The following is a 26,802-nucleotide window of genomic DNA, read 5'->3' on the forward strand; positions in this document are numbered from 1 at the left end:
ATTATATTATACAGGGAATACCCTCTTATTGCAACGGATCCATTGGGATAGATAAATCTCCATTTCCTCCACCAGAATTATAATACTCTGGGACATCCCCCATGACACCACCACGACCGACTGGAATGGTTTGTTCCACTACGACGGAATCTGTCCCAAACGGAATAATGGTTTCCAGTTCAACCTTAATATACACTTCCGACTCATAATATAGGTTATTAATATTTATCCCTTCGATCCGTGTTTTCATTTCCGTACTAACAAATCCGATAAATCGAATGTCGACTGGAATTTTCGGACCGAAGTTAGATAAAAGCGGAATTCCCGTAATGACCCCTAATGGAATTTGCACGAGCGTTGGATCACCTTGTACCGACTCCATATTTTGTTCTTTGTCGGACTCTGGATCCACTTCCACATCTAACGGTAGTTCTTCTTTTCCAATTACCTTTCCTTCTTCTAATAACTTAAGATAGTTCTCTACCCGATTTTGAATATTGCGTTGTACTCTATTTTCAACAGCAGTATTCATTTGATAGCTAACGACATTCCCATTTTCATCGGTATTAATTTCTAAATATTCGCCTAGATTTAAATCATCATTTAACCGTTTATTAATGGCGATTCCCATTGCATAATTTGCTAATGCCTTTGTTTTTGTGTCAGCGATTTCTAAAAATATTGGCTTTATCCCTTTATTCACAATGAGAAAACTACTAAGTGTAAAAAATAGGAACACGATAAACGTAATCATCCAAATATTTTTAACTGGAGGCGGAGATAATCTTCTTTTTTTGAACCTAAAATTTCTGCGCATACAAAATACCCCCTTCGAGACAAGATATGCGTCTTAAAGAGGGCTTAGAATGATTTCGTTTTTTAATTTTGCTTTGATTTTGGGAAGGTTGTATCACAAGATGTAATAACAATATTTAATTCCTTTAACAAATCAATTTCATAAGGCTTGCTTAGCCGTTCCTCACGTTCTTCAATGATGCGAATAGCAGGTCTGTCCGGAACATTTGGGTTCTGATTCACGACGACTCCGACTCTTCCGTCATTCAGCTGTACGGTTAACCCGTTCGGATATACTGCTATACTTTTACGAAATGCTTCTACCATATGTTTGTCAAACAGCTCCCCAACTCCAGCATACAATATTTCTAAGCCTTGGTGCGGCAACATAGCATCGCGATATACTCGGTTGCTCGTGACGGCATCAAACACATCCGCAACCCCGATAATCTTGGCATATTCATGAATCTCATTATTTACAAGACCACGTGGATAACCACTTCCATTTAATCGCTCGTGGTGCTGGTAAGCACAATGTGCAGTAATGAGCGGAATATTTTTAGCTTTTCTTAAAAAGTTAAAGCCTTCTTCGGTGTGGTACTTGATAACTTCAAACTCATAATCGGTTAGCTTCTCTTCCTTTTGTAAGATCTCCTCAGGAATGAACATTTTTCCTACATCATGCAACATAGCTCCTAAACCAATTTCTTCAAGCTTTTTTTGTGAAAAGCCTAATTCTTTAGCAAGCGCTAGCGTATAAATGGTCACATTAAGAGAATGAGAAAAAACGTAATCATCTGTAATTAATATATCAGATAATATAGAAAGAACTTCATCTTTAGCCTCGATTTCCTTTAATAAATCCTGCACCATTCCAGCCATCTGTTTACCAGTTTCTTCAAACAAGTAGGAACCATCTACAAATCCTTCCTTTTGGAATTGAGTAAAGGATTTTTTTATTGTATGTACAGCATCCAAACGAAGCTCGTCCGATATCGCAGAGCTAACCATTATATCCTCAGTAAACGGGTCATGTATATATACGTATGTAATTCCTAATTGTAACAATCGTTTAAGCATATTATTCGTTAACTTCACGTCTTTTTGAATTAATACTTTACGTTTATCCGTGTAAATCGGCTTCGCAAGCATTGTGCCTGGTTCGATTGTTCTCGTGGCTACTAGTCTCATATCTTTCTCCTAACTACTACCATCATTCGACATCTTTCACTCTATAGTACCAGAAAATGACTAAATTATCTATCTTAATTCTTAACTCGATATAATGAGATACAAAAGAGCTATCCTTCATGAAAAGATAGCTCTGATTACTTCCACTTTATTTCTTATTGTCCGCAATTCTTAATAGTGCGTCTTTTCCAATCATACCAGGTTTCCAACCTTTATTCTCTGCTTCTAATGTTACTTTATCTAAAGGAGCTTCCAATAGCTCATCAATCGTTTTGACACCCCGCGCACGTGCCGCAATGATTTTACGATCAGCAAGATGCTCATTTAATAAATCAACATCTAAAGCTCCACACATAATGTACCCTACATCATTTGACACAACTAAAAGGTTCGTTTGAGGAATCTCTACTCTTATAGCTGTGAAAGGAACGCCTTCAATGAAAATCGGTTTTACAGAAAACAATTTTCCATCAACTCCCTTCTCTTTTCAATATATGGGGAAAAGAGAAGGATGTGACTATGAATTTCTATAGTGGTCCTTTAAACATACCACTAACAAATCTCGTAATAGTTCTGGTAAGTAATAATGTTTATCTTCCGATCTTGCTACCTCAGGTAATAGCTTTCCAAATGTAAATGTATCTGCAGTTGCCACTCGGTAATTTTTCTCCTTATCCAACGGTTTTCCATTTATCGTTACATCTATCACATGTTCATCTCCACTATCTAGTACCTCGGTATCAACTTGTATTCCGGTGAACACCATTCGCCCTAACACTTTGCCTCGAAACCCTAGGCCTTTTAACTCAAAATCCATAAAAGGCTTTGTTAGTGCTCCACGAATTACTTCAACAATCTCGTTTCCTTTGAGTGTGACGACACATGGGTTCATAGGATGTGGACAGATTCGGTGGACATCTCCATAAGTAACAGGTCCTTCTTCCAGCCCATCCATCAATGTCCCAGCATTAAGAAATGCTAAATCTGCCTTTGTCCATGTCTGAAGGGTTTGTACAAAATGTGTCATGAGTTCCGTTTCTTTATACCAGTCCACTCTTAGAGATTTCGATAATCGAACGATTTCTTTCTCTAACAGATTCGCTGCTTGTTGATCTAGTCGTTGGATAGCGTTTCTAGCTTCCGTATCTTCCTCTATATCATGAATAGGATAAGCATATGCTTCTTTTTGTATTACTGTTTTCGTAGTGTGATCCCAGTTCAGGTAAACCTCCCCCACATAATACCCATGCTTTCCTGCCGCCGTTAATAACGTGTTTCGATGCATTTCACCGTTCTTTAACAGATGGTGGGTGTGCCCCCCCATAATCACATCAATTTCCGGAAATCTTCTTGCTATTTCTTCGTCTTCATTCAAACCAAGATGGGACATGAGTACAATAATATCGGATTTCTGTTTCAACATTGGAATCCATTCTTCCAACGTGTCGTATGGGGATTGAATATCCCAACCTAATAAGTTATAAAAATTCGTGTAAGGTGCTGTTAAACCAATAATACTAATCTTTGTACCCATTTTCGTTTGTACTGTTTTTACAGCTTGTAACCAATCTGGTTTCTTCTCATTCTTGCTTTTCAAATTGGCACATAACACTTCAAACTGCGCATTCTCATATAAATGAACTAACTGCTGATAGTCTAATGTAATGCCTTCATTATTTCCGATTGTTGCAAAGTGATAGTCGGCTTGATTTAATAACTCCACATTTCCTTTTCCAAGAAGAGCTTCCGAAATAGGTGCAGAGCGATCCATATGGTCCCCTATATCAAACAACCAATAGGATTGATTCTCTCGTTCTCGCACTGCCTTCTGCTTGTTTAGGTAATGTATAATCTTTGGCCAATTATCAAAGTGGCTATGTAAATCGTTCGTGTAATACAAAAAAATTTTTTCTTCCATTATAAGCAACGACTCCTTAACCAATGGCTTGCCAGATCAGACGAATTCCTATTAATAGTAAAATAATGCGTAAAATAAATTCAATGGTTTGTCCCTTCATTCTTTGATTCACAAATGCTCCGGTTAGTCCTCCGAGCAATGAACCGGGGATAAAGAAGGCTACATAATGCCACGGTATATGTCCCATCGTGCCATGTGCGACTGTACTTCCAATACTTAAAAATAAGATGAGAAACATGGAAGTTGCTGTTGCCACGTGTGATGGGAAACCAAATAACAAAATCATAGCAGGTACTAGCATGGATCCCCCACCAATTCCAAATGCACCGGAAAGGGCACCGACGAAGAACGTAAGCAAAATAGCGACTAGCCATGCATAGGAATAGCTATATGATTTGCCCCCTAACTCCATCTTGCTATGAATATACCAGCGGGAGTGTTCGTTTATTCGTACATTTCGTTCTTTTTTCTTTAAGGACATAAGCCCGAACATGATAAACATTAAAATACCAAAATAAAGAGCAAAGTTATCTTCTTCAAAAAACTGATTAATCCAAGCACCTAAAATCCCACCTGGCACAATTCCAGCTAAGAAAAGGAAACCACTTTTTAAATCTACTCGTTTATTTCTTATGTATGAGAAGCTAGAGGAAGCTGCTGTAAACACCATCACAAGAAGAGACAATCCGACAACTGCCTGTGGAGTCGCCCAGTCAAATGCTTCTACATATTGATTAAGTAAGAGTAAGCAGGGAATCAATATTGTTCCACCGCCTAAACCGACCAAACTGCCAACGAAGGCAGATAAAAATCCAATCAATAATGCTAAAATAAATATCAAAACCATTCACATCCAAACTACAATTCGTCTATGTCTTATTGTACCGCCAAGTTCCTCCATATGCTACTAAAGGGTATTTGGTACTCGAAATCGAAAAAAGAGTAATGCTTTTCAATGATCTATACTGATGGTGGTTAAAATGGCATAAATATCAACCGCGAAGCCCTACCTTAAACACTCATGGGATTTCCTCCTTTTAAGGGGGGCTACTAAATGTAATGCATCCGTTAATTAAGTAACACCAGTCTATGAATTAAAGGTGTCATGGTGAATTTGAATCCATTTTTTTCGTTTTAAAATGAAGGTTATAACCAAAACGACTTCCCCAGTAACTAATAACCCGATACCTAAAACTAATCCTCCCATAAATAAAAATTCATTTCGCCCCCAAGCGAAGAATAACCATCCTATAATTGCAAATACACCTACTGCTAAGTTAATAGCTCCTGCAATTAAGACTTGTGGAAAAAACAATCCCGTTTTTCTAATCATGGTAGAACCATACGTAAAACTTACAAGTGTCGCTACAATCATAAAAATAAAATATATAATCATCGCAATATCTATTTCACTCATACCCCTCACCCCTTTATAAATTTTACCATGTAAATCCATAATTCCTAAATAAGATTATTGCTTAATAACACTTATTTTATATAGAACAACTTTTTAAATCAAAAAAAGCAAGGGTTTCCCCTTGCTTACACACCAGATAACAAAAAACTTGGCACGTACAAAACAAAAGAAAAACCCTTGATATACAAGGGTTTTTCATAAGTTATCCGATAGAGCCTTCCATCTCGAACTTGATTAGACGGTTCATTTCTACCGCATATTCCATCGGTAGCTCTTTTGTAAATGGTTCGATGAAGCCCATTACAATCATTTCTGTTGCTTCTTCTTCAGAAATACCTCTACTCATAAGGTAGAACAGCTGCTCTTCTGAAACTTTAGATACTTTTGCTTCGTGCTCCAATGAAATGTTTTCATTAAAGATTTCATTGTAAGGAATCGTATCAGAAGTCGATTTGTTATCCATAATGAGTGTATCACACTCAATGTTTGCACGAGCACCGTCCGCTTTACGTCCAAAATGAACGATACCGCGGTATGTTACTTTTCCACCTTGTTTAGAAATAGACTTAGACACGATGGTAGAAGACGTATTCGGTGCTAAATGGTGCATTTTCGCTCCGGCATCCTGGTGTTGACCTTTCCCAGCTAATGCAATAGAAAGAGTCATACCACGAGCACCTTCTCCTTTAAGAATGACAGCTGGATATTTCATCGTTAATTTGGAACCGATGTTTCCGTCAATCCATTCCATCGTTGCATTCTCATCACAAATAGCACGTTTCGTTACAAGATTATAGACGTTGTTCGCCCAGTTTTGAATCGTCGTGTATCGGCAATAGGCATCTTTTTTAACAAAGATTTCAACTACCGCACTATGAAGGGAGTTGGTTGTATAAACTGGAGCTGTACAACCTTCTACATAGTGAACAGAAGCTCCTTCATCTACGATAATAAGCGTACGTTCGAACTGTCCCATATTCTCAGAGTTAATACGGAAATAAGCTTGTAGAGGTGTGTCTGTTTTTACACCTTTAGGTACGTAAATAAATGATCCACCAGACCAAACGGCAGAGTTTAGTGCAGCGAATTTGTTATCAGAAGATGGGATAACCTTACCAAAGTATTCTTTGAAAAGGTCTTCGTTTTCTTTAAGAGCTGTATCTGTATCCTTGAAGACAATTCCCATTTCTTCTAAGTCTTCTTTTAAGTTGTGGTAAACAACCTCAGATTCATATTGTGCAGATACACCAGCAAGGTATTTTTGTTCTGCTTCTGGAATCCCTAATTTATCAAAAGTGTTCTTGATTTCATCTGGCACTTCATCCCAAGAACGCTCAGAGCGTTCAGATGGTTTTACATAATACGTAATTTCATCGAAATCAAGTTCTGATAAATCGCCACCCCATTGTGGCATTGGTTTTTTATAAAATTGTTCAAGCGCTTTTAATCGGTAATCTAGCATCCATTGTGGTTCTTCTTTCATTTTTGAAATTTGTTCCACAACAGCCTTTGTTAATCCTCGTTCCGTACGGAAAATCGATATGTCTCGATCACGGAAACCATATTTATATTCACCTATCTCTGGTGCTTTTTTGGCCATTCATAAAACCTCCTTGTAGGTTATACTCCTTCATTATAGCACGAATCTAACTACTGTTCGTTATCGACGCCTTTTTCCATCGCCTTCCACGCAAGGGTCGCACACTTAATTCTTGCTGGAAATTTTGAAACACCTTGTAATGCTTCAATATCTCCTAAATCCAAATCCCCTGGGTCAATGTCTTTTCCAAGCATCATATCTGAAAACAAACTAGACATCTTCAATGCTGATTCTACACTCTTTCCTTTAATCGCTTGTGTCATCATCGATGCAGAAGACATACTAATAGAGCAGCCTTCCCCTTCAAATTTAGCATTTTCTACCACTCCATCCTCTACTTGAAGATGAAGCTGGATACGATCTCCACAGGTTGGATTATTCATATCAATTGTTAATGATTCATTATCTAGCGTTCCTCGATTACGTGGATTCTTATAATGATCCATAATGACTTGACGGTAGAGTGTATCTAGGTTATCAAATGACATCACCGAAATACTCCTTTGTTTTCTTCAGTCCTTCAACAAGACGATCCACATCATGCTCTGTGTTATATAAATAAAAGCTAGCACGTGCGGTCGCTGTTACATCTAACCATTTCATCAATGGCTGTGCACAATGGTGACCAGCTCGAACTGCGATTCCTTCTGCATCTAATACAGTTGCTGTATCGTGTGGATGAACATCCGCTAAGTTGAAGGTTACAAGTCCAGCTCTTTTTTCTGGACCGTATATGGTGATTCCTTCCATTTCACGTAGTTGCTTCATGGCATATTCAGCTAAACGTGTTTCATGTTCGTAAATGTTATCCAAACCGATCTCAGTCAAGAAATCAATAGCAGCACCTAGGCCAATTGCTCCTGCAATAATCGGAGTTCCACCTTCAAATTTCCACGGTAATTCTTTCCAAGTTGACTCGTATAAATGTACAAAATCAATCATTTCACCGCCAAATTCAACCGGCTCCATTTCTTCTAGCAAATGTTGCTTTCCATAAAGAACTCCGATCCCAGTAGGACCACACATTTTATGTCCAGAGAACGCATAAAAATCGCAATCCAATTCTTGAACATCCACTTTCATGTGTGGAACACTTTGTGCACCGTCCACGACCATAATTGCGCCGTTCTCGTGTGCAATAGCTGCAACATCTTTAATTGGATTTACCGAACCTAACACATTAGAGACATGCATCATCGATACTATTTTCGTGTTAGGCGTTATCGCTTCGCGAACATCTTGAAGTCCGATGGATCCATCTTCCTGTAAAGGAATATATTTTAAGGTTGCCCCTGTTGCCTTTGCCGCTTGTTGCCAAGGGATAATGTTACTATGATGCTCCATATAAGTGATGACAATCTCATCACCTTCAGATAAATTAGCTCTGGCATAGCTATAAGCAACCGTATTAATGGAGGTTGTTGTCCCTCTAGTGAAGATAATCTCTTTTGTACTAGCCGCGTTAATAAAGTTTCGAACCTTTTCGCGGGCGCCTTCATATTGATCGGTAGCACGATTTCCAAGGGTATGGACGCCACGGTGAACATTAGAATTGTTCTGCTTGTAGTACTTCTCAACCGCTTCTATAACAGAAACTGGTTTTTGCGAGGTTGCTGCAGAATCTAAGTACACAAGTGGATGTCCATTTACTTCCTGATTCAGAATAGGGAACTGTTCTCTAATGGCGTGAAAGTCCATTAGTACACTTTCCTTTCAATCACTTCTGTTAATTGCTCCTTCACCGCTTCAATAGGCATTTGATTTACTACTGGAGCTAGGAATCCATGTATAATTAAGCGCTCTGCTTCTTTTTTCGGAATACCACGACTCATTAAATAATATAATTGAATCGGATCAACGCGTCCTACAGAAGCAGCGTGACCTGCTGTAACATCATCTTCATCGATTAACAGGATTGGGTTGGCATCTCCACGCGCATCCTTACTTAACATAAGTACGCGTGATTCTTGTTCTGCATTGGACTTAGAAGCTCCGTGCTCAATTTTACCAATTCCGTTAAATACAGAAGAAGCTTGATCTTTCATTACACCATGTTGAAGGATGAAACCATCCGAGTTTAAGCCAAAATGAACAATTTTAGCCGTAAAGTTTTGCGTTTGCTTTCCACGTCCAACAGTTACAGTTTTTGCGTTTGAACGAGAATTGTCTCCAATTAAGTTCGTTACATTTTCGGACACCGTATTACCGTCGTTCATTTGACCTAGTGCCCATTCGATAGCAGCATCTCGATACGCAATTCCACGGCGATTCACATATGCTGTCGTTCCAGCACTTAAATTGTCTACCGCACCAAAGGAAACCTGTGCATTATCATGTGCAATAACTTCCGTCACGATATTTGCAACGGTTTCTGCATCTTCACTCGTAGACACATAGTTTTCTACATAAGTAACCGAGCTATTTTCATCCGCTACTACGATTACGTGGTTAAATAAAGATGCGTCCTTATCTTCCTGCCAAAAAATGGATTGGAGTGGTTCTTCTACTACTACGTTTTTAGGTACATAAACGAATACTCCACCATTTAACAATGCAGCATGAAGCGCCGTTAATTTATGCTCATCAACCGAAACAGCATCCTTCATGAAGTAGCGTTGTACCAAATCACTGTGCTCTTGAATAGCAGTAAAGATGTCTGTTAAAATAACCCCTTTTTCTTTCAAAGCAGGATCAAGAGACTTGTAAGCAACAGAATGGTTGCGTTGTAGTACAAGGTTTTTATGTTCTTTTTCTAAGTCAATAAACACTTTCACTTCCTCAGGTAGTTCCTCCAGTGAGGTAAGCTCTTTTCCTTCAGACTCGTGTTTAAATTGGCTAAAATTCCATTTCGTGATGTTTGTTTTATCCGGTTTCGGCATGTCTAAGCGATCCGCCATCTCTAGTGCTTGAAGACGCAAAGACTTAAACCATTCCGGTTCATTGTGCTTATCGGAGAACTGACTTACATAGTCTTTTTCATAAGGTAATTTTGTTTCCACAGTCATTCTATCCCTCCTAACTATTACGCGTTTTGTTCAACGGTTTCTTCGTCTGTAATACCAAGCTCTTGTTTAATCCAGTCATATCCTTCCGCTTCAAGACGCTGAGCAAGCTCTGGTCCACCAGATTTTACTACGCGGCCTTGCATCATAACGTGTACTTTGTCCGGAGTGATATAGTTCAATAGACGTTGGTAGTGCGTAATCATAAGACATCCGAACTCGTCATTACGCATTTTGTTGATACCTTTGGAAACGACTTTAAGCGCATCAATATCTAACCCTGAGTCAATCTCATCTAAAATCGCAATTGCTGGCTTAATCATCATAAGTTGAAGAATTTCGTTACGTTTCTTTTCTCCACCAGAGAATCCTTCGTTCAAATAGCGTTGGGCCATGTTCTTGTCCATATCCAAATAATCCATTGTTTCATCCATTTCTTTAATGAACTTCATCAATGGAATTTCGTCTCCTTCTTCACGATGTGCGTTAATAGAAGAACGCAAGAAGTCAGAGTTTGTTACACCACTAATTTCACTTGGATATTGCATCGCAAGGAATAATCCAGCTTGTGCTCTTTCATCTACTTCCATCTCTAAAACGTCTTTACCGTCCATTAGAATAGAACCTTGTGTGATTTCATATTTCGGATGACCCATAATAGCAGAAGCTAATGTTGATTTACCTGTACCATTTGGTCCCATTACCGCGTGGAATTCTCCACCTTTGATCGTTAAGTTAACCCCTTTTAAAATTTCCTTGTCTTCAATTGAAACGTGAAGATCTTTAATTTCTAAAGTTGATCCTGCCATACCAAATACCTCCAGTTAACCTTTTATTTTAAATAAATTTGTAGACATGGATTAAATGTTCCATTCTCACTTTATTCTCATTACAATCTTATATCATTTCGAATCTATATTATCAACAATTAGCCGTCGATATCCCTACCCATATCGACAATTTTTATACACCCATTCATTAAAAAACACCTAGTTCCTTCTATATAATATATGTTAACATAAATCGCATTTTCTTTATTTTCACCTTATTCCTTTTTCACATCCATAAAAACCCTGCTCCAATATGTGGAACAGGGTTTTTATTTATAATAACTATAATTAATTTATTTATGGATTTGTTTATTTAATTCTGCAATCATTTGATGGTTCTTTTGATGACTTAACTCTCTTTTTTTCTCGACCTCAATCATCTTATCAATATCAGATGCATACTCCGTATATCCCATGCCATGTGCTTGATGCATCGCTTTTTCCATTTCTGAAGTATAAGTTAAGTCCAAACCGGTGTCACTAATAATAAATCCATCCTTTCCTTTATTTTCACTATTTAGTGTACACCAATTATTTACCCGTAACAAAACTTGTTAAAACATCTGACAATCGATGTGGAAGGCTGTCGTACAAACAAAAAGAAACAGCTCTATTCTTTGTAGAATTAAGAGCTGTTTCTTTGATTTCTTGTTGATTACTCGCCAGGAGTAGGTGCTGGTACAATCTCTCCTTGGTATTCATCTTCAATAAATGTTTGAATTTCTTCTGACTGTAATACTTCTACCAATGTTTTCAATGCTTCGCTATCTTTGTCCTCAGCGCGAGCAACGATAACGTTCGGGAATGGTGTATCTTCCCCTTCATGGAAAACAGAATCATCAACTGGAGATAGTCCAGCTTCAATCGCATAGTTTCCATTGATGGCCACAAGTGCATCTTCTTCTTTCTCATACATTTGTGGTAATAATTCTGCGTTTGCATCTGGTAAGAATTTTAGATTTTTAGGATTTTCTGCGATATCATCCAGTGTTGCACTTGCTTTATCTACGCCTTCTTTTAATGTAATTAATCCGGCTGCTTCAAATAATGAAAGAATTCTTCCATGGTCAGGTTCAGATCTACTAATAATAACTTCAGTACCTTCTTTAATATCATCTACACTCTTAATGTTCTTAGAGTAAATCGCCATAGGTTCTACGTGAACGCCACCAAGGTTTACGAAATCATAACCAAATTCTTCTTCCTGTGCCTTTAGGTATGGCGGATGTTGAAAGTAGTTTGCATCTAATGTGCCATTGTCTAAATCTTTATTAGGTAAGATATAGTCTTGGTATTCTTCGATTTTTAATGTAATGCCTTTTTCTTCAAGAAGTGGTTTTGCTTTTTCTAAGATTTCCGCATGTGGAACACTAGATGCTCCAATTACAATTTCTTTGCTTTCTTCAGAACCTTCATCTGAGCTCGCATTATTTTCTGATCCTTCATCATTTCCACAAGCTGCTAATAGTGCAACTAAAAATGCAGTAGCAAGTAATAAAAGATATTTTTTCATTTGTGTACTCCCCTTTTATTTGTTTTTTTATATGATTAATGGAAATCCATTAATTTTAACGTTTGTCTAGCTTGTTGGATATATAGTCTCCTATAAACTGAAATAAAAACACGATTAATACAATTAACACGGTACAGAACAACACAACATCAAAATCCCAGCGTTGGAAACCATAATAGTATGCATAGTCACCCAAGCCGCCTGCACCGATAACTCCAGCGATCGCAGTGTAACCAATTAACGCAATTGCTGTCACCGTTATACCTGAGACTAAAGCTGGTAATGATTCTGGTAACAGTACTTTGAAAATAACAGTGGATGTCTTTGCACCCATTGCCTTTGCAGCCTCAAGGACTCCTTTATCCACTTCTTTTAGCGCGATTTCGACTAACCGTCCATAGAACGGTGCAGAACCAATAATAAGAGCTGGTAATGCTGCATTAGGCCCTCGTATCGTTCCCATTAAAAAATCAGTAAATGGGAATAGAAGTAGAATTAAAATAATAAATGGGATGGCCCTCGTGACATTCACAATGGTCGCTACAATAAAATTTAAAGTTTTACTTTCCCACACATTTCCCTTAGAGGTCAAAAATAATAACAGACCGAGAATTGTTCCTAAAATAAAGGTTCCAACTAAGGAGATTAATGTCATGTAAAACGTTTCACCTGTCGCTGTCCACATATCCTCTAAATTTACGTTAGGAAACAGTTGCTCAAACATGGATTCCCACCTCCACTTCTACTGAGGTAGACCGGATGAACTCCAATGCTTGTTGCACGTCATGATCTGGCCCCTCTAAATGTACATATAATGTTCCATAAGCACCTTTTTGCGTTTGGGTAACCTTCCCATGCAATATGTTGATTTCCACATCAAACCGTTTTGCTACTTGACTAATCAGAGCATGGTTTGCCGTTTCACCTACAAATTTCAACCTAATGATCTTGTTCACATCATAATGTTCATGTAACCAATTAAGCGATTCTGATTGACTATTATCACTCATCACTTGCTCAACAAAGCGTTTTGTTACGGTCTGTTGGGGGTGAAGGAAAATATCTAACACGTCTCCTTGCTCTACAATCTGTCCTTTTTCCATCACGGCAACCCGATGACAAATTTTGCGGATGACATGCATTTCATGTGTAATGAGGATAATGGTAAGTCCCAGCTTCTCATTAATATCTACAAGTAATTGAAGAATCGAATCCGTTGTTTCTGGATCTAGTGCAGATGTCGCTTCGTCACATAACAGAACTTTTGGATTATTTGCAAGTGCTCTCGCTATGCCCACACGCTGCTTTTGCCCCCCACTTAATTGGGATGGGTAAGCATTTTCACGACCAGTAAGTCCAACTAAGCGAATCAGTTCATCGACACGCTGCTTTCTCTCTTGTGATGGGACTCCTGCTATTTCCAATGGGAACCCGATATTGTCTCGTACCGTACGCGACCACAGTAAATTAAAGTGTTGAAAAATCATTCCAATTTCTTGCCTAGTTGTTCGTAATTCTTTCTTAGACAAGGATGTAATATCCTTGTCTTCTATCTCAATAGATCCACTTGTTGGATTTTCTAAACGATTGAGTAATCGGATAAACGTACTTTTCCCGGCACCACTGTATCCAATAACTCCGAATATTTCCCCCTTCGCTATATCCAAGTTCAAATGGTCCACTGCTGTTAAACTCTCTTTATTTGATGGGAAAACTTTCGTTAAGTCTTTGATGGATATCATGATGTAACCCCCTCTGCTTTTAGTTTCACATCAAAAAGCGTCTTTCTGTTCAAGAGAACAGAAAGACGCATGAAGTCGTTGTCTGCTCTCTCATCTGCCAAAGCAATCTGCTTTGCAGGAATTGGCACCATTTCAAACCGAAGTTTGACGGTTGCCGGGTTTCACAGGGCCAGCCCCTCCACCTCTCTTGATAAGAGATTGTTACTTGTTATAAACTTTTTAATGATAGATTGGATTTTAGCATGGCCTAGAATGAACTGTCAATAAAAAAATCCAAAAACGTCTTATGAAGAGGAGAGACATCGACTATGAAAGCACCACAATTCACACTACCCTTTATGGATGGCACCGGATATTTTGATTTATCAAAAGAGAGGGGAAAATTAATAGTGATAACCTTTTGGGTATCTTGGTGTCCCGATTGCGCCCAGGACTTACCAAAAAAAGAGGCGTTATTTCAATCGATGGACCAGGACAAAGTGAACATGATCACCATCAATGTTCCTGGACGAGAGAGGTCTGTCCGTGACGGGGAAAAATTTGCACAGAAATTTCTAACACAACCAACTTTACGAGACAATAATCGCGACGTTTATGATTTATATCAATGTAAAGGGGTACCTACGACCGTCCTTATTGATCAAAAAGGAGATTGGGTCGAAAGCTTTGATGACAAAGCTTCTTTCTTTTCCATTGTAGAAGCAGTCGGAAAATGGATGGAAAACAGCGGTTAAGAAGAAACATCCATATTCTTATAATAAAAAATCTGTTGGTAAAGGTACTGCACAGAGCGAAATGCATAGATCTTATCTTTAATTTCTCCATCTTTTAAAATAAGAAGACATGGAACGCTCTCTATTTTATTTTGTTGCATATATGCTGGGAAAATAGCTGCATTCATCTCATAGAATAGATTATCGTTCCACATCTGTTCAATCGCTACAAGCATTGTTCGTCCAACCTTACACGTCCCACAAAACGGGGTATGAATAAACAAGAATAAAAGACCTTCCTGTAGCTGCTCTTCTGTTTTTATCGGTTTCATAGTGCCTCCATTATGTCAGAAAAATTGGATTTACGGTAATTCTTTTACCAAGCAGCGCAGTTGCCAATTCTGCTTCTGGCGTAGCCGCTACTTCTCGATAAGCTTTATCTATATGGATATGTATGGCATGTGGCAGTTCTATCGCAAGTTGTTTCCGAAGCTTTAAACCTGCACGATCTTCGTCCACCAGAATAAAAACATCCTTATTGTCTAAATCATATTCTTCCAGTAACTCTTCTAACCGTCCTACCCCTATGGTTCCATTGGTACAAACGATTTCTACATGTTCATCGATGATTTTTTCAATTTGCTTCTTATCTGAGCGTCCTTCCACAATGATTACCTTTTCCAAATCAGACATCGCGACCACCTGCACTCCTCGTAATTGAGCTTTATACTAACAATCCCTTGTTACGCTTGCAACAAGGGATATTAGTATGTATTACCTATTGTATTGACAATAATTCAAATCATGCTCAGAGAAGTGGATTATTCCGCTTCCTCCAGCATGTTTTTATATTGCTCTGCCGTCATTAGCTTTTCTACATCAGCAATATTCGTCGCCTCAATGACAATCATCCAAGCTTTTTCATATGGTGATTCATTCACAAATTCCGGATTGTCCTCTAGTTCTTCATTCACTTCCAATATTTTACCTGCAATTGGAGCGTATAGCTCGGATACTGTTTTCACGGATTCAACACTACCGAATGGTGCGTCTGCTTCAATCTCATCACCAACCTCAGGTAGTTCAACAAACACGATGTCGCCAAGCTCAGATTGGGCGTGATCGGTAATGCCTACTATAACTTTGTTGCCCTCTACCTTTAACCACTCATGTTCTTCGGAATATCTTAAATCATTTGGTAAACTCATTATTTACTCCTCCTTAAGCCCAGGTTTCCTCATATTGTTCTTGTTTAAAGCCAACCGTTACCTTTTTTCCATCGGTCAGAATAGGTCGTTTGATGAGCATACCATCAGATGCTAACCAATCAATCATTTCTTGTTCTGAAGCATTAGGCAGCTTGTCCTTCAATCCAAGCTCTTTATACTTTCTCCCACTTGTATTGAAGAATTTTTTTATAGGTAAACCACTTTTCTCGATTAGATTTTTCAAATCTTCCGCAGAAGGTGGATTTTCCACAATATGTACAGCTTCATATGCTTTACCATGCTCGTCTAACCATTTTTTTGCTTTTACGCAAGTTCCACATTTAGGATACCAATAAAATGTATAACTCATCTAGTCCCCTCCTTCATCCTTTACTTATATTAACATAATTTTAACAAAAAAGCGTCCAGTTCGCCTGTTCGGATGCTATCTTGCATACAAAAAAGGACACAGCACGTGTCCTTCAACTAGCTTGTTTAAGCGTATGGTCTGATTTTCGTTTATCCAGTCCAGGAGATATCACAAAGTAGATAATGGTACCTATCAGGCCTAACGATGTAATCCCGATGGCCATCACAATGGACGGAAGAAAAGAACCTAGTGTTACGGTAACGGAAGCAATGAGCATTGACAAATTGTATTTTAACCCGTTGAATGCCATGTAAGAGCTTCTTGCATCATCTGGTGGAATAGCGGCCATATAACCTTGTTCAACAGGTACACGGAAGACTTCTCCTACCGTCAACAGCACCATCATGATTGTTAATACCCAAACATGATTCGAATAAGCAATGAATCCATACCCAATTGTAAACGTGAAGCAGCTCCAAACTAGAACATAGCGATCTCTAAAACGACTGACGATAGAACTAACAAATAACGCCAGGACAGCTACTAGAATCGTATTTTCACTACGTAAAAAGCCCATCATCTTCACACCATCGATATCCCAGAATAAAAAGGTCTGAATAGGCATCTCAGCACTTAGGCGAATTCCCACATAATTGGTCAGTTGAAATTCCATGGACAAAATAAGAATACTAGCTAGAACAAACCAGACGAACAGACGATCCTGCAACACTTTTCTATAATTGGAGAAAAGCTTAGTTACGTGTTCCGTTGGTCGTAATTTTACTTGAAGAGGTGCATAACTCTCCTCGATAAAAAATGCAACGAGAATAACGACACCAGTTGATATAACCGTTAAGGCTAGAAATAGTTGGAATAAATAATGCTGGAACATAAACGCACCAGCAATACCTCCAATCGCTAATGATAGGTTATTTGCCCAATATGTAATGGAGTACATCAGTTTCCGCTGTTCAGGAGTACTGACATCGATTAACATTGCTTGGTTAGCCGGACCCGCTAATCCCCAACAAATACTATTTAATGTCATCATCATAAATGTAAGAATAGGAGATTCAAACCACGGAGAGTTACTTACCATCATGACAAAGAATGCAAATAGACGAAGTACCTCTGCTGTTAACATTACTTTTTTTCTACCGAATTGATCAGCAAAATAGCCACCAATAAAATTAATACCGATTCCAACGAAGACATTGATAAGAAGTAATAGACCCGTTATTTTAGCTCCAAAGTGATTGGCTAAGTAAATGGCCATAAATGGAAATACCATACTACCGACCATCCCACTTATAAACGATTCCGCAATTCTAATTTTTATGTTTTTATGAAAGTCTCTAAACCTCACCTTGGTTCCTTCTTTCTTATTTAAATATGTATCTGTAGTTTACGATGTCATTATCGGTAGCGAATCCGGACAAGGTCGGGTTCTTTCTCCTACTTTAGTCGTAGCCTTCATTTTGTTATATCAAAATAGGTTAATCTATTATTCCAATGTCAAAAATGCCGCCGACCTTTGTCAGCGGCATTTCATATCCTTATTTTTTAAAAATTCCTTTTAAAACGAAGGCTACGTTTGCTGGGCGTTCTGCCAACCTCCTCATGAAGTAACCGTACCAATCATCCCCGTATGGTACGTAAACACGCATTCTATAACCTTCTTTCACAAGCTCCTCTTGTCTTTCATTTCGGATACCAAAAAGCATTTGAAACTCAAATTGATCTCTACTAATATCATATTGCTTTTCTAACTCTTTCGTATATTCAATCATTGCATCATCATGTGTCGCAATTGCCGTATAATTACCATTTAATAAGTGCATTTTAATAATTTTTTTATAGTTATCATCCACATCTTTTTTATCTGGAAACGCTACCTTTGGTGATTCTTTATAAGCACCTTTCACAAGTCGTAGGTTAGGGCTCCATTTGTTTAAATCTTCTATATCTTCAACGGTTCGATACAGGTAAGACTGTAAAACAGTACCAACCCCATCATACTCATCCTTTAAACGTTTAAATATGTCTAGTGTCTTACCACAGCGTTCAAAATCTTCCATATCGATCGTTACAAACACATCATGCTTTTTTCCAGCCTCTAAGATTTTTCTCATATTCTCCATTACAAGCTGTTCAGAGATATCTAATCCCATAGAAGTCATTTTTAAGGAAACTTGCGAATGAAGATTTAACTCCGCAATTTTTTCAATCATTTTTACACAATCATCCGCGGATTGCCTAGCCTCTTCTTCACTGTCGATGAATTCTCCTAGGTGGTCAACCGTCACAGACATGCCCTTTTTATTTAAATTGGAAATTGTATTCGCCGCATCTTGTATGGTTACACCAGCAACAAATTTTGCAGCGCCGAAACGGAGACCGTATTTCTTTGCTAATTTAGTAAAAAATTTATTTTTAGATAAAAATAAGAAAAAGTTCCGAAGCAATTGTTCCATCACATATCCTCCTAAGTCATCGTCAAGTGATTTAATGTGTTACCCTTTTACCCTTATCAGTTTATCACTAAAAGTTCGGGACGGGAATGATTTTTTCTTAGCACGGATTTAAGCGCTTACTTCATTATATTTAAAAGGAAAAAGGTAAGTGAAACCATGCGATTAACACTCTTTCAAGAGTATGCTTACATTGTTTCGAGTTTACGATACAACGGAACGGATAATACTAGATTTAGGCAAATAAATAGAGGTTGAGACAAAAGTAAAGGAAGCAATGAAAATCCGAACAATTTTAATTAGTGGCTATACCCCGTCCGGAAATATACTACGCTTTCCACGGGCGGCTGGAGTCTACGTATATTTCCGGAGCTAGTATAGGCTGTTGTTCGGCTTTTCAGCTTATCCTTTAAGTTATGTCCCAGCCCCTTTAGTCCTCGTTATTTAGAAAATTGTTGCACGACTTTCATTAATTCTTCAATAGCGTCTTCACCATCTCCAGAGTGGACAGCATGTGTAACACAGTGTTTCATATGTCTTTCCATTAAGGAATGACCCACCTTTTTCATGGCTGCTTGAATAGCTGAAATCTGAACAAGGATGTCTACACAGTAGCGATCTTCTTCCACCATTTTTTGAATACCTCTGACTTGACCTTCAATACGCTTTAAACGGTTAACAACTTGTTGCTTTTCCTCTTCCGTACGGGGTTTAATTGGCTTTTTATCGGATAGATCTATATGTTCATTGTGATCCATATCATTCCCCAACTCCTTATTATCGCTACATACATCGTACCCCCCCAAGGTATAGATGTCAATGAGATTCAAATCGAAATTGTCCCAATGTACAAACAGTAATCATTACGATATAATATATTTCGTTCACACACTAGGAGGAAAAATTTTGAGAAAGTTGGTTACCATATTATCTTTATGTGTATTGATATCATGCTCCACAGCAGAAGAAGAAAAACTAGATGAAACGTATCACATCTACACAACCGTTTATCCTCTTCAATATTTCGTTGAACGATTAGGAGGAAATGATGTGAAGGTTTCAACGATTTATCCTCCGGGAGCTGATTCTCACACTTACGAGCCCACAACCAAAACAATGACCGAATTGGCTAAAGCTGATGCTTTCTTTTATTTCGGTAAAGTGCTTGAGCCCTTTGCAGAATCAGTAGCGCATGCGCTAGATGATCAACATGTACGTTTCATAGAGCTCGGAAGTCATGAAGAGCTTTTTAAGCAGTCTCTGGAAAGAGACCATTCAGAACATCTCGATGATGGGCATGCTCATGGAGATCATGACCCACATATTTGGTTGGATCCTTTACGTGCACTTACACTTGCTTCTATTTTAAAGGAGGAGCTTATCCTCGTTATCCCAGAAAGAAAACAAGAGATAGAAGATAATTTTAACATTCTTAAAAGTGAACTTATAGAACTGGATGAGCAGTATCGTACTACATTAAAAAATAAAAAGGATAAAACGATTCTCGTTTCTCATGCAGGATATGGATACTGGGAGGAACGTTACGGAATAAAACAGCTTGCTGTAAATGGAGTAAATAATAGTGCAGAGCCTTCGCAAGCTGACTTGATCCATCTAATTGAAGAAGCACACGAGCACCATTTATCTTATATGGTGTTTGAACAAAATATCTCAGATTCCATTTCGCTAAAGATTCAATCAGAAATGGGAATTCATGCAGCTCATATTCACAATTTGGCTGTTCGAACAGAATCTGATATAGAAAAAAAAGAAGATTACTTTTCCTTAATGCGACAAAACCTAAAAGTACTAAATCTCGTAACTAAATAGAGAGGAGATGGATACGTGAAAGAACCAATTGTAAAGCTTGAACATGTCCACTTTCAATATGAAAACAAAACTATTTTAGAAGATATTAACTTTATGATTCCAAAAGGGGCTTTTATGGGCTTAATTGGGCCCAATGGAGGCGGAAAAACTACCTTAATAAAACTAATTCTTGGTTTACTTAAACCACAACAAGGATCTATCGAGCTGTTCCAAACTCCTATTCGAAAGTTTAAAGAAAAAAATAAAATTGGATTTGTTTCTCAAAAAGCAAATAGCTTTAATAGAGGATTTCCCGCTACTGTAAGGGAGGTTGTATCCATGGGGTTAACCTCTTCCATTGGATACTTTAAGTTTCTGAACAAAACACACCATAAACAAATTGAGGAAGCCATTGCACAAGTTGATATGAGTCCATATCTAAATGAAAACATCGGTGATCTCTCTGGAGGTCAGCAGCAGCGTGTCTTTATAGCACGAGCTCTCGTTAATAATCCTGAATTGCTCATTTTAGATGAACCTACGGTTGGGGTAGACCAAGAGCATGTGCAACAGTTTTACCATATGCTTCACCGTTTGAATAAAGAGCATCAAATCACCTTACTACTTGTTACACATGATACCGGAACGATGACAGATTACGTCACAGATTTAGTATGCTTAAACAAGCAACTACATTTTCATGGCAATGCCTCACAGTTTGCAAATCTTTCTAATCAAGACTTGTCAGCGTTGTACGGACATTCTTTGCAAATTGTGGATCATAACCATTCTTAAGGAGTCCAAGTATGATTGAACATTTTTTAGAATATGACTTTTTACGTCACACGTTTTACACTGGTTTACTTATTGGATTAATTGCTCCCTTGCTGGGTGCTTTCGTCGTAGTAAGACGACTATCTTTAATTGCAGATGCTCTTTCACATGTTACACTTGCTGGTATTGCTTTCGGGTTATTATTGGAAAAAAAATTAGCTACACCGCTGATAACCCCTTTTTATTCTGGCATGGGGTTTTCCGTTCTCGCTTCGCTCTTTATTGAGCAATTACGAAGAGTATATAAAGCCTATCAAGAGCTTGCGATTCCCATTATCCTATCCGGTGGTGTAGGGTTAAGTGTTATTTTCATTTCTTTAGCAAATGGATTTAATACCGATTTATTTAATTTCTTATTCGGATCGGTCGCTGCTGTAAGCCAACGTGACCTTTGGTCGATAGTTGGCATCACAATTATTGTGCTTGTTGTAATATCACTTTTTTACAAAGAACTATTTTTATTATCTTTTGATGAAGAACATGCAGTCGTTTCTGGTATCCATGCCAAACGAATTCACTTTTTGTTTATCGTATTAACCGCATTAGTCATTGCAGCTTCCATCCGAATTGTCGGGGTTCTACTCGTCTCTGCTTTGATGACGTTACCGGTTGCAGCAAGTATTCGGATTGCAAAGGGATTTAAACAAACCATTACATTTTCCGTTCTTTTTGGCGAATTATCCGTTATAATAGGACTTATAGTAGGATACTATTTTGAAATTCCACCGGGTGGAACCATTGTTATAACATCGATTATCATTTTATTATGCACCAGTCTCTTAAGAAAGTTGCTATCTTATCGGCATCATAGATTACAATCCTAACGATACTTCGAAAGGAGCATACCGATGGATGTGAAGGACGCCTTACACATACTGAAAGAAAACGGTTATAAATATACAGGAAAACGGGAAGATATGATTGGATATTTCGCAGGTGAAGATCGTTATCGATCCGCGAAGGATCTATTAAGCTTTATGGAGCCAACGTATAAAGGAATAAGCTACGATACCATTTACCGTAATCTCCATCTTTTTTCGGAATTAGGCATTTTAGAGGCTACAGAATTGAATGGGGAAAAGCAATTCCGGATTAAATGTGACACGCATCATCACCATCATTTCATATGTAAGGATTGCGGGTTCACCAAAGAGGTTCATACGTGTCCTATGGATGATATTCGCTCTGAGCTCGATAGCTTTGTTGTAGAAGATCATAAATTTGAGATATATGGATTGTGTCCAGCATGTCAATAAAAGTACATGATGCAAATACGTATTTAGCTATTGGATTAGGTGGAATTGCTGGTTCCCTTTCTCGTTTTGGAATCTCCACCTTTTTAAATGCTACCTTTTTTCCGTTTGCAACCTTACTAGTTAATTTAGTGGGTTGCTTTTTGTTGCCAATTGCATCGAATCATCCCCGGTTGCAACGGCTCTCCGCTCCCTATCGTGTCGCAATAGGAACAGGTTTCCTAGGGTCCTTTACTACATTTTCTACTTTTTCCGTCGACACATGGCAGCTGTTTCAAGCACATCCGATCACAGCTTTCGGATATGTCTTTATAAGCGTATTTGGTGGTCTTGCCTGTGCGTTTTTAGGATTTAAACTAGCACGAAAAAAGGTGGAGGAATCATGACCATTTTTCTAGTAGCATTAGGTGGATTCTTAGGAGCAATCGCTCGTTTCTCCATAAGCCAAGTATGGAATAAACCCGATTTTCACCAATTCCATGGAACCATCCTTGTCAATATACTTGGCTCAGCGATACTAGCCGCTTTCTTTCTTCTACTAGAGCACGGTATCATTTCGTTTCAAATCTGGGCATTAGGTGGAATTGGATTTTGTGGAGCGTTTACTACGTTCTCCACTTTCGGTATGGAAGCTGTTTCGATGATACAAAACCAACAGTATAGGTCTGCCTTTCAATATGTATCCGTATCTTTTCTTGCATCCATACTAATCATAAGTCTTATATTATGGATAGGAATGTAGCCGTAACGGAATAGTTGTAGCTACATTGCTTATACTTTATAATACAGGTTCGGAAATGTTCGATAAAGGAGACCAAGTATGGCAAAAAAAGCAGGTGGCCAAGTTTTACAGTTTAGTTTTATTGGCCTAACGAATGCGATCGTTGACCTTGCTTCTCTAAACTTATTTTTGTGGATATGGCCAACGGAAGAAGCCGGATTGCTTTTACTGTTTAATACGATTTCTTATACGTTAGCTATTATAAACAGCTACTTTTGGAATGCGAAATATACGTTTGGGCATCATGCTAAGACCGATACACGGGAAATTTCTTTATTTATCATACAAGCCATTATTGCTTTAGGGATTAGCAATGCAGTATTCATCGGATTAATGTGGGTCTTCCATTTACCTGGGATGATGTATTTTCCACTATTCATCGAATCTAATATTTCCAAAGCAATGGCCATGATTTTATCATCCACGACAAGCTTTTTCTTGATGAAATTTTTTGTTTTTCGAAACAGAACTGAAGCTTAACTCCATAAAAAAACGTTGATGATATCATCAACGTTTCTTATTTTACAATCATCACGGGACAATTTACTCGTTTTGCTACCTTATGACTAACACTTCCTAACACCATTTCTTGTAATGAATTAAGTCCTCGACTTCCAATGACACAAACATCCACATCTTCGCTATTTGCGAACTTCACAATTTCCGGACCAGGCTCTCCATGAAGAATGATGATTTCGTAAGACAAACCTGCTTTTTTCAATTTTTGCTCTGTCATTTCAAGTCTTTCTTTTCTTTTCATGTCTATTTCAATGGCATTATGATGATGAAGAACATCATATTTCGATTTTGTACTGTCTATCACATAAATTACGATTACATGCGCATTGCGATTATGTTCTGCTAATCCAATTGCTTTATCGGCTGCTCTTTGAGCATGCGCAGATCCATCTGAAGCTAATAGAATTTTGGAAAACATACCATCATCCTCACATTCAATATACAACCATTATAACAAAAATGGGAAACGTTAACATTTTAAAATGTTAAAAAGGGAGCAGCTGCTCCCCTTTTAATGACTAGCGATTTTTTTTGAAGGCTTATCGTAAACTGCTCGTCTTTCCACCAAGCTTGAGCTTTCTTTATTTAATCCAACTACAGTTACTTCCGTTTGATTTTCTTTATATTTAAGGACTACTTTATCAATCGCTCCAACAGCGGAATCATCCCATAAGTGCGTACCTGTTAAATCAAGCTCCATTTCATCGATGTCTTCTTTAAAATCAAAGCTGCTTACAAAATCTGTTACGGAGGCAAAGAATAATTGCCCTTTCACTTTATACACTTTCTTACGACTTCCTTGAGCTTGTATTCCAATTACCTCTACCTTCGAAATTTTCGATGCAAAGAATATAGCACTTAATAAAACACCAATCAAAACACCGATTGAAAGGTCGTGTGTTAGAACAACAGCAGTGACTGTAACTACCATTACAATAGCGTCTGTTCTTGGCATTAGATGCAAGTTTGTTACAGAACTCCAATCAAATGTACCAATGGATACCATAATCATAACCCCAACTAGCGCTGCCATTGGAATTTGAACAAGGATATCGTTAAAAACGACGATGAGTAGCATTAAGAATACTCCTGCAACAAACGTGGACAGACGTCCTCTCGCTCCCGATTTTACGTTGATAACGGATTGTCCAATCATCGCACAGCCTGCCATACCACCAAAGAAGCCGGCAACAACGTTTGCTATCCCTTGACCTTTCGCCTCACGATTTTTATTGCTATCAGAATCCGTCATATCATCCACGATTTGGGCAGTTAAGAAGGATTCCAGTAGCCCAATCACGGAAAGCGCAAGGGCAGTTGGAAATATAATCTGTAGCGTTTCAAAGGTTAACGGAATATCTGGCAACAAAAACATAGGTAATGTTTGCGACAATTCTCCCATATCTCCTACAGTTCGAACTCCACTACCTGTTAACATCGCAACAACTGTAATCGCAATAATCGCTACTAATGGAGCAGGGATTATTTTTGTTACAAATGGAAAAAGATAAATAATAGCTAATGAACCAGCTACCATCGCGTACATATGCCATGATTCTCCAGCAAAATGCGGAAGCTGAGACATAAAAATGAGAATAGCCAATGCATTTACAAAACCAATCATGACAGAGCGTGGGATAAATTTCATTAGTCTAGCGACTTTAAAGAAGCCGTAGGACACCTGTAAGATTCCTGTAAGGATCGTTGCTGCTAAAAGATATTGTAAACCATAATCTGCAACTAAGTCCCCCATCACGAGCGCCATAGCACCTGTGGCAGCAGAAATCATTGCTGGTCTTCCCCCAAAGAATGAAATAACTACTGCAATACAGAAAGACGCGTATAGTCCAACCATAGGACTAACCCCAGCAATAATGGAAAAAGCAATTGCTTCAGGTATTAAAGCTAAAGCAACCACAATCCCAGCTAAAATATCCCCTCGGATATTACCTAGCCAATCTTGTTTCATTGTCGATATATTCAATTCAGTATCTCTTCCTCTCTATCTTTTATGTGACTTTCAACTCTCATGAAAGTCGGGGCCGTATAGAACAAATGGAATGATACCACAGCATACCAATAAACCAAACACTCATGTAAGCGTATAACATTGCTATTTATCTAGAGATTTCTAACTCATTCTCTCCTTTATAGCATTTTTCTTAAAATCAAGAATTCCTCTGAACAATTTCTGCCATTCCTTTTCAAGAACTTACCTGCTTAACATTCATGGTTTAGGAAAAAATAATCGTGAAGTTTTTAGAGAGGATGTTGTAAATGAAACATGTAAAAGCGTTATCGATAAAGTTTCTAGTCATCGCCATCGTGCTCTATTCTGTACTAGGCATCCTTAATCAGGCTTCAATCGGCAACATTTTATTAATTAGTGTTTTAGTCACAGGTGTTGCGTATGTCCTTGGAGATTTACTCATCTTGAAGAATTTTGGAAATTTAACAGCTACTATAGCTGATTTTGGTTTAAGCTTTTTTGCTGTCTGGTTATTAACCGCAGCATTCATTCAAGCTGAATTTTCAATAAGTGTCTCTTTATTTGCAGCCTTTCTCATTGCATGCTCAGAAGCTGTATTCCACGTGTATATGCAGAATAAAGTACTGGAAGTTGACCAGGATGCCGGATTTAATACAGAATATGTTCAACGATTAAGCACAGAATTTGCAGAAGAAAATCCTGATGCTGATTACATTCGTGTTAATAACAAACGAACGGATGATGATTAATCAAAGGATCCCTCTTATTCAAAAGAGGGATCCTTTATAACGATATCCTATAAACTTTACATTAATTTTAAACGCTTTTAACAATTCCTCATTATAC

General features: G+C 38.1%; 33 protein-coding genes and 1 riboswitch. Of the genes, 9 read left to right on the forward strand and 24 right to left on the reverse strand.

Annotation, left to right across the window (positions count from 1 at the left end; all coding sequences use genetic code 11):
- Nucleotides 1–25: 25 nt before the first annotated feature.
- From yunB to FN924_RS12895, 15 genes are all read right to left on the reverse strand, one after another.
- Nucleotides 26–817, reverse strand: coding sequence for a sporulation protein YunB (gene yunB, locus FN924_RS12830; RefSeq protein WP_143895095.1), 792 nt, complete (start codon nt 815–817; stop codon nt 26–28).
- Nucleotides 818–879: 62 nt separating this feature from the next.
- Nucleotides 880–1,986, reverse strand: coding sequence for an HD-GYP domain-containing protein (locus tag FN924_RS12835; protein WP_143895097.1), 1,107 nt, complete (start codon nt 1,984–1,986; stop codon nt 880–882).
- A gap of 148 nt (nt 1,987–2,134) precedes the next feature.
- Nucleotides 2,135–2,449, reverse strand: coding sequence for a YunC family protein (locus FN924_RS12840; RefSeq protein WP_143895099.1), 315 nt, complete (start codon nt 2,447–2,449; stop codon nt 2,135–2,137).
- A 54-nt stretch (nt 2,450–2,503) separates the two neighbouring features.
- Nucleotides 2,504–3,904: a bifunctional metallophosphatase/5'-nucleotidase gene (locus tag FN924_RS12845; RefSeq protein ID WP_143895101.1), complete on the reverse strand. Its 1,401-nt coding sequence runs from the start codon at nt 3,902–3,904 to the stop codon at nt 2,504–2,506.
- Between the two features lie 16 nt (nt 3,905–3,920).
- Nucleotides 3,921–4,751, reverse strand: coding sequence for a sulfite exporter TauE/SafE family protein (locus FN924_RS12850; protein WP_194709660.1), 831 nt, complete (start codon nt 4,749–4,751; stop codon nt 3,921–3,923).
- A gap of 240 nt (nt 4,752–4,991) precedes the next feature.
- Nucleotides 4,992–5,321, reverse strand: coding sequence for a hypothetical protein (locus tag FN924_RS12855; protein ID WP_143895105.1), 330 nt, complete (start codon nt 5,319–5,321; stop codon nt 4,992–4,994).
- A 202-nt stretch (nt 5,322–5,523) separates the two neighbouring features.
- The gene (gene sufB, locus FN924_RS12860) at nt 5,524–6,921 is read right to left on the reverse strand and encodes a Fe-S cluster assembly protein SufB (RefSeq protein WP_143895107.1); all 1,398 of its coding nucleotides are present in this window, start codon (nt 6,919–6,921) and stop codon (nt 5,524–5,526) included.
- Nucleotides 6,922–6,971: 50 nt separating this feature from the next.
- The gene (gene sufU, locus FN924_RS12865; RefSeq protein WP_143895109.1) at nt 6,972–7,409 is read right to left on the reverse strand and encodes a Fe-S cluster assembly sulfur transfer protein SufU; all 438 of its coding nucleotides are present in this window, start codon (nt 7,407–7,409) and stop codon (nt 6,972–6,974) included.
- Nucleotides 7,399–8,619: a cysteine desulfurase gene (locus FN924_RS12870; protein ID WP_143895111.1), complete on the reverse strand. Its 1,221-nt coding sequence runs from the start codon at nt 8,617–8,619 to the stop codon at nt 7,399–7,401. Before FN924_RS12870 ends, sufU begins: the two co-directional genes overlap by 11 nt.
- Nucleotides 8,619–9,926, reverse strand: a complete 1,308-nt coding sequence (gene sufD, locus FN924_RS12875) for a Fe-S cluster assembly protein SufD (RefSeq protein ID WP_143895113.1) — start codon at nt 9,924–9,926, stop codon at nt 8,619–8,621. Before sufD ends, FN924_RS12870 begins: the two co-directional genes overlap by 1 nt.
- 17 nt (nt 9,927–9,943) lie before the next feature.
- Nucleotides 9,944–10,732: a Fe-S cluster assembly ATPase SufC gene (gene sufC, locus FN924_RS12880; RefSeq protein ID WP_143895115.1), complete on the reverse strand. Its 789-nt coding sequence runs from the start codon at nt 10,730–10,732 to the stop codon at nt 9,944–9,946.
- Nucleotides 10,733–11,046: 314 nt separating this feature from the next.
- Nucleotides 11,047–11,301, reverse strand: a complete 255-nt coding sequence (locus tag FN924_RS18895; protein ID WP_158634002.1) for a YuzK family famiily protein — start codon at nt 11,299–11,301, stop codon at nt 11,047–11,049.
- 107 nt (nt 11,302–11,408) lie between these two features.
- The gene (locus FN924_RS12885) at nt 11,409–12,266 is read right to left on the reverse strand and encodes a MetQ/NlpA family ABC transporter substrate-binding protein (protein WP_143895117.1); all 858 of its coding nucleotides are present in this window, start codon (nt 12,264–12,266) and stop codon (nt 11,409–11,411) included.
- Between the two features lie 55 nt (nt 12,267–12,321).
- Nucleotides 12,322–12,990: a methionine ABC transporter permease gene (locus FN924_RS12890; RefSeq protein WP_143895119.1), complete on the reverse strand. Its 669-nt coding sequence runs from the start codon at nt 12,988–12,990 to the stop codon at nt 12,322–12,324.
- Nucleotides 12,983–14,008 carry a methionine ABC transporter ATP-binding protein gene (locus FN924_RS12895; RefSeq protein ID WP_143895121.1) on the reverse strand — a complete coding sequence of 342 codons (1,026 nt, stop codon included), beginning with the start codon at nt 14,006–14,008 and terminating at the stop codon, nt 12,983–12,985. The genes FN924_RS12890 and FN924_RS12895 overlap by 8 nt, the downstream gene beginning before the upstream one ends.
- Nucleotides 14,009–14,095: 87 nt before the next feature.
- A riboswitch (SAM riboswitch) is annotated at nt 14,096–14,205 on the reverse strand.
- A 111-nt stretch (nt 14,206–14,316) separates the two neighbouring features.
- Between FN924_RS12895 and FN924_RS12900 the strand changes: the two genes are divergently transcribed.
- Complete coding sequence (locus FN924_RS12900) at nt 14,317–14,742, forward strand: TlpA disulfide reductase family protein (protein WP_143895123.1); 426 nt, start codon at nt 14,317–14,319, stop codon at nt 14,740–14,742.
- Here the strand turns inward: FN924_RS12900 and FN924_RS12905 are convergent.
- From FN924_RS12905 to FN924_RS12935, 7 genes are all read right to left on the reverse strand, one after another.
- The gene (locus tag FN924_RS12905; RefSeq protein ID WP_143895125.1) at nt 14,739–15,053 is read right to left on the reverse strand and encodes a thioredoxin family protein; all 315 of its coding nucleotides are present in this window, start codon (nt 15,051–15,053) and stop codon (nt 14,739–14,741) included. The genes FN924_RS12900 and FN924_RS12905 overlap by 4 nt on opposite strands.
- A gap of 10 nt (nt 15,054–15,063) precedes the next feature.
- The gene (locus tag FN924_RS12910; RefSeq protein ID WP_143895127.1) at nt 15,064–15,414 is read right to left on the reverse strand and encodes a toprim domain-containing protein; all 351 of its coding nucleotides are present in this window, start codon (nt 15,412–15,414) and stop codon (nt 15,064–15,066) included.
- A gap of 128 nt (nt 15,415–15,542) precedes the next feature.
- The gene (gene gcvH / locus FN924_RS12915; protein ID WP_143895129.1) at nt 15,543–15,929 is read right to left on the reverse strand and encodes a glycine cleavage system protein GcvH; all 387 of its coding nucleotides are present in this window, start codon (nt 15,927–15,929) and stop codon (nt 15,543–15,545) included.
- 13 nt (nt 15,930–15,942) lie between these two features.
- Nucleotides 15,943–16,299, reverse strand: coding sequence for an arsenate reductase family protein (locus FN924_RS12920; RefSeq protein WP_143895131.1), 357 nt, complete (start codon nt 16,297–16,299; stop codon nt 15,943–15,945).
- Between the two features lie 112 nt (nt 16,300–16,411).
- Entirely contained in the window at nt 16,412–17,665 is a 1,254-nt protein-coding gene (locus FN924_RS12925; RefSeq protein WP_143895133.1) for an MDR family MFS transporter, read from the reverse strand.
- 190 nt (nt 17,666–17,855) lie between these two features.
- Nucleotides 17,856–18,773, reverse strand: coding sequence for a proline dehydrogenase family protein (locus tag FN924_RS12930; protein WP_143895135.1), 918 nt, complete (start codon nt 18,771–18,773; stop codon nt 17,856–17,858).
- Nucleotides 18,774–19,210: 437 nt separating this feature from the next.
- Complete coding sequence (locus FN924_RS12935; protein WP_143895136.1) at nt 19,211–19,528, reverse strand: metal-sensing transcriptional repressor; 318 nt, start codon at nt 19,526–19,528, stop codon at nt 19,211–19,213.
- A gap of 148 nt (nt 19,529–19,676) precedes the next feature.
- Here FN924_RS12935 and FN924_RS12940 point away from each other — a divergent pair, with 148 nt between their 5' ends.
- From FN924_RS12940 to FN924_RS12970, 7 genes are all read left to right on the forward strand, one after another.
- The gene (locus tag FN924_RS12940; RefSeq protein ID WP_228409437.1) at nt 19,677–20,600 is read left to right on the forward strand and encodes a metal ABC transporter solute-binding protein, Zn/Mn family; all 924 of its coding nucleotides are present in this window, start codon (nt 19,677–19,679) and stop codon (nt 20,598–20,600) included.
- Nucleotides 20,601–20,615: 15 nt separating this feature from the next.
- Nucleotides 20,616–21,374, forward strand: coding sequence for a metal ABC transporter ATP-binding protein (locus FN924_RS12945; RefSeq protein WP_143895140.1), 759 nt, complete (start codon nt 20,616–20,618; stop codon nt 21,372–21,374).
- An 11-nt stretch (nt 21,375–21,385) separates the two neighbouring features.
- Nucleotides 21,386–22,237 carry a metal ABC transporter permease gene (locus FN924_RS12950; protein ID WP_143895142.1) on the forward strand — a complete coding sequence of 284 codons (852 nt, stop codon included), beginning with the start codon at nt 21,386–21,388 and terminating at the stop codon, nt 22,235–22,237.
- A gap of 24 nt (nt 22,238–22,261) precedes the next feature.
- Entirely contained in the window at nt 22,262–22,669 is a 408-nt protein-coding gene (locus FN924_RS12955; protein ID WP_143895144.1) for a Fur family transcriptional regulator, read from the forward strand.
- Complete coding sequence (gene crcB / locus FN924_RS12960; RefSeq protein ID WP_143895146.1) at nt 22,660–23,052, forward strand: fluoride efflux transporter CrcB; 393 nt, start codon at nt 22,660–22,662, stop codon at nt 23,050–23,052. Before FN924_RS12955 ends, crcB begins: the two co-directional genes overlap by 10 nt.
- Nucleotides 23,049–23,408: a fluoride efflux transporter FluC gene (locus tag FN924_RS12965; RefSeq protein WP_143895148.1), complete on the forward strand. Its 360-nt coding sequence runs from the start codon at nt 23,049–23,051 to the stop codon at nt 23,406–23,408. The genes crcB and FN924_RS12965 overlap by 4 nt, the downstream gene beginning before the upstream one ends.
- A gap of 78 nt (nt 23,409–23,486) precedes the next feature.
- A complete protein-coding gene (locus tag FN924_RS12970) occupies nt 23,487–23,927 on the forward strand; it encodes a GtrA family protein (protein WP_143895150.1) in 441 nt (146 codons plus the stop codon).
- Nucleotides 23,928–23,964: 37 nt separating this feature from the next.
- Here FN924_RS12970 and FN924_RS12975 read toward each other — a convergent pair whose 3' ends face one another.
- Both FN924_RS12975 and FN924_RS12980 read right to left on the reverse strand, forming a co-directional pair.
- On the reverse strand, nt 23,965–24,384 hold the full coding sequence (locus tag FN924_RS12975; RefSeq protein WP_143895152.1) for a universal stress protein: 420 nt from the start codon (nt 24,382–24,384) through the stop codon (nt 23,965–23,967).
- A gap of 93 nt (nt 24,385–24,477) precedes the next feature.
- Entirely contained in the window at nt 24,478–25,950 is a 1,473-nt protein-coding gene (locus FN924_RS12980) for a SulP family inorganic anion transporter (protein WP_143895154.1), read from the reverse strand.
- Between the two features lie 293 nt (nt 25,951–26,243).
- Here FN924_RS12980 and FN924_RS12985 point away from each other — a divergent pair, with 293 nt between their 5' ends.
- Nucleotides 26,244–26,705 carry a YndM family protein gene (locus FN924_RS12985; protein WP_143895156.1) on the forward strand — a complete coding sequence of 154 codons (462 nt, stop codon included), beginning with the start codon at nt 26,244–26,246 and terminating at the stop codon, nt 26,703–26,705.
- The last annotated feature ends 97 nt before the right edge of the window (nt 26,706–26,802 follow it).

The sequence above is a fragment of the Radiobacillus deserti genome (genome assembly GCF_007301515.1).
GTDB classification, from domain to species: domain Bacteria; phylum Bacillota; class Bacilli; order Bacillales; family Amphibacillaceae; genus Radiobacillus; species Radiobacillus deserti.

Coding starts and splice junctions, on each gene's coding strand:
- yunB (WP_143895095.1), bottom strand. CDS start 817: ATGCGCAGAAATTTTAGGTTCAAAAAAAGAAGATTATCTCCGCCTCCA.
- FN924_RS12835 (WP_143895097.1), bottom strand. CDS start 1,986: ATGAGACTAGTAGCCACGAGAACAATCGAACCAGGCACAATGCTTGCG.
- FN924_RS12845 (WP_143895101.1), bottom strand. CDS start 3,904: ATGGAAGAAAAAATTTTTTTGTATTACACGAACGATTTACATAGCCAC.
- FN924_RS12850 (WP_194709660.1), bottom strand. CDS start 4,751: ATGGTTTTGATATTTATTTTAGCATTATTGATTGGATTTTTATCTGCC.
- FN924_RS12855 (WP_143895105.1), bottom strand. CDS start 5,321: ATGAGTGAAATAGATATTGCGATGATTATATATTTTATTTTTATGATT.
- sufB (WP_143895107.1), bottom strand. CDS start 6,921: ATGGCCAAAAAAGCACCAGAGATAGGTGAATATAAATATGGTTTCCGT.
- sufU (WP_143895109.1), bottom strand. CDS start 7,409: ATGTCATTTGATAACCTAGATACACTCTACCGTCAAGTCATTATGGAT.
- FN924_RS12870 (WP_143895111.1), bottom strand. CDS start 8,619: ATGGACTTTCACGCCATTAGAGAACAGTTCCCTATTCTGAATCAGGAA.
- sufD (WP_143895113.1), bottom strand. CDS start 9,926: ATGACTGTGGAAACAAAATTACCTTATGAAAAAGACTATGTAAGTCAG.
- sufC (WP_143895115.1), bottom strand. CDS start 10,732: ATGGCAGGATCAACTTTAGAAATTAAAGATCTTCACGTTTCAATTGAA.
- FN924_RS12885 (WP_143895117.1), bottom strand. CDS start 12,266: ATGAAAAAATATCTTTTATTACTTGCTACTGCATTTTTAGTTGCACTA.
- FN924_RS12890 (WP_143895119.1), bottom strand. CDS start 12,990: ATGTTTGAGCAACTGTTTCCTAACGTAAATTTAGAGGATATGTGGACA.
- FN924_RS12895 (WP_143895121.1), bottom strand. CDS start 14,008: ATGATATCCATCAAAGACTTAACGAAAGTTTTCCCATCAAATAAAGAG.
- FN924_RS12900 (WP_143895123.1), top strand. CDS start 14,317: ATGAAAGCACCACAATTCACACTACCCTTTATGGATGGCACCGGATAT.
- FN924_RS12905 (WP_143895125.1), bottom strand. CDS start 15,053: ATGAAACCGATAAAAACAGAAGAGCAGCTACAGGAAGGTCTTTTATTC.
- FN924_RS12910 (WP_143895127.1), bottom strand. CDS start 15,414: ATGTCTGATTTGGAAAAGGTAATCATTGTGGAAGGACGCTCAGATAAG.
- gcvH (WP_143895129.1), bottom strand. CDS start 15,929: ATGAGTTTACCAAATGATTTAAGATATTCCGAAGAACATGAGTGGTTA.
- FN924_RS12920 (WP_143895131.1), bottom strand. CDS start 16,299: ATGAGTTATACATTTTATTGGTATCCTAAATGTGGAACTTGCGTAAAA.
- FN924_RS12930 (WP_143895135.1), bottom strand. CDS start 18,773: ATGGAACAATTGCTTCGGAACTTTTTCTTATTTTTATCTAAAAATAAA.
- FN924_RS12935 (WP_143895136.1), bottom strand. CDS start 19,528: ATGGATCACAATGAACATATAGATCTATCCGATAAAAAGCCAATTAAA.
- FN924_RS12950 (WP_143895142.1), top strand. CDS start 21,386: ATGATTGAACATTTTTTAGAATATGACTTTTTACGTCACACGTTTTAC.
- FN924_RS12955 (WP_143895144.1), top strand. CDS start 22,262: ATGGATGTGAAGGACGCCTTACACATACTGAAAGAAAACGGTTATAAA.
- crcB (WP_143895146.1), top strand. CDS start 22,660: ATGTCAATAAAAGTACATGATGCAAATACGTATTTAGCTATTGGATTA.
- FN924_RS12965 (WP_143895148.1), top strand. CDS start 23,049: ATGACCATTTTTCTAGTAGCATTAGGTGGATTCTTAGGAGCAATCGCT.
- FN924_RS12970 (WP_143895150.1), top strand. CDS start 23,487: ATGGCAAAAAAAGCAGGTGGCCAAGTTTTACAGTTTAGTTTTATTGGC.
- FN924_RS12975 (WP_143895152.1), bottom strand. CDS start 24,384: ATGTTTTCCAAAATTCTATTAGCTTCAGATGGATCTGCGCATGCTCAA.
- FN924_RS12985 (WP_143895156.1), top strand. CDS start 26,244: ATGAAACATGTAAAAGCGTTATCGATAAAGTTTCTAGTCATCGCCATC.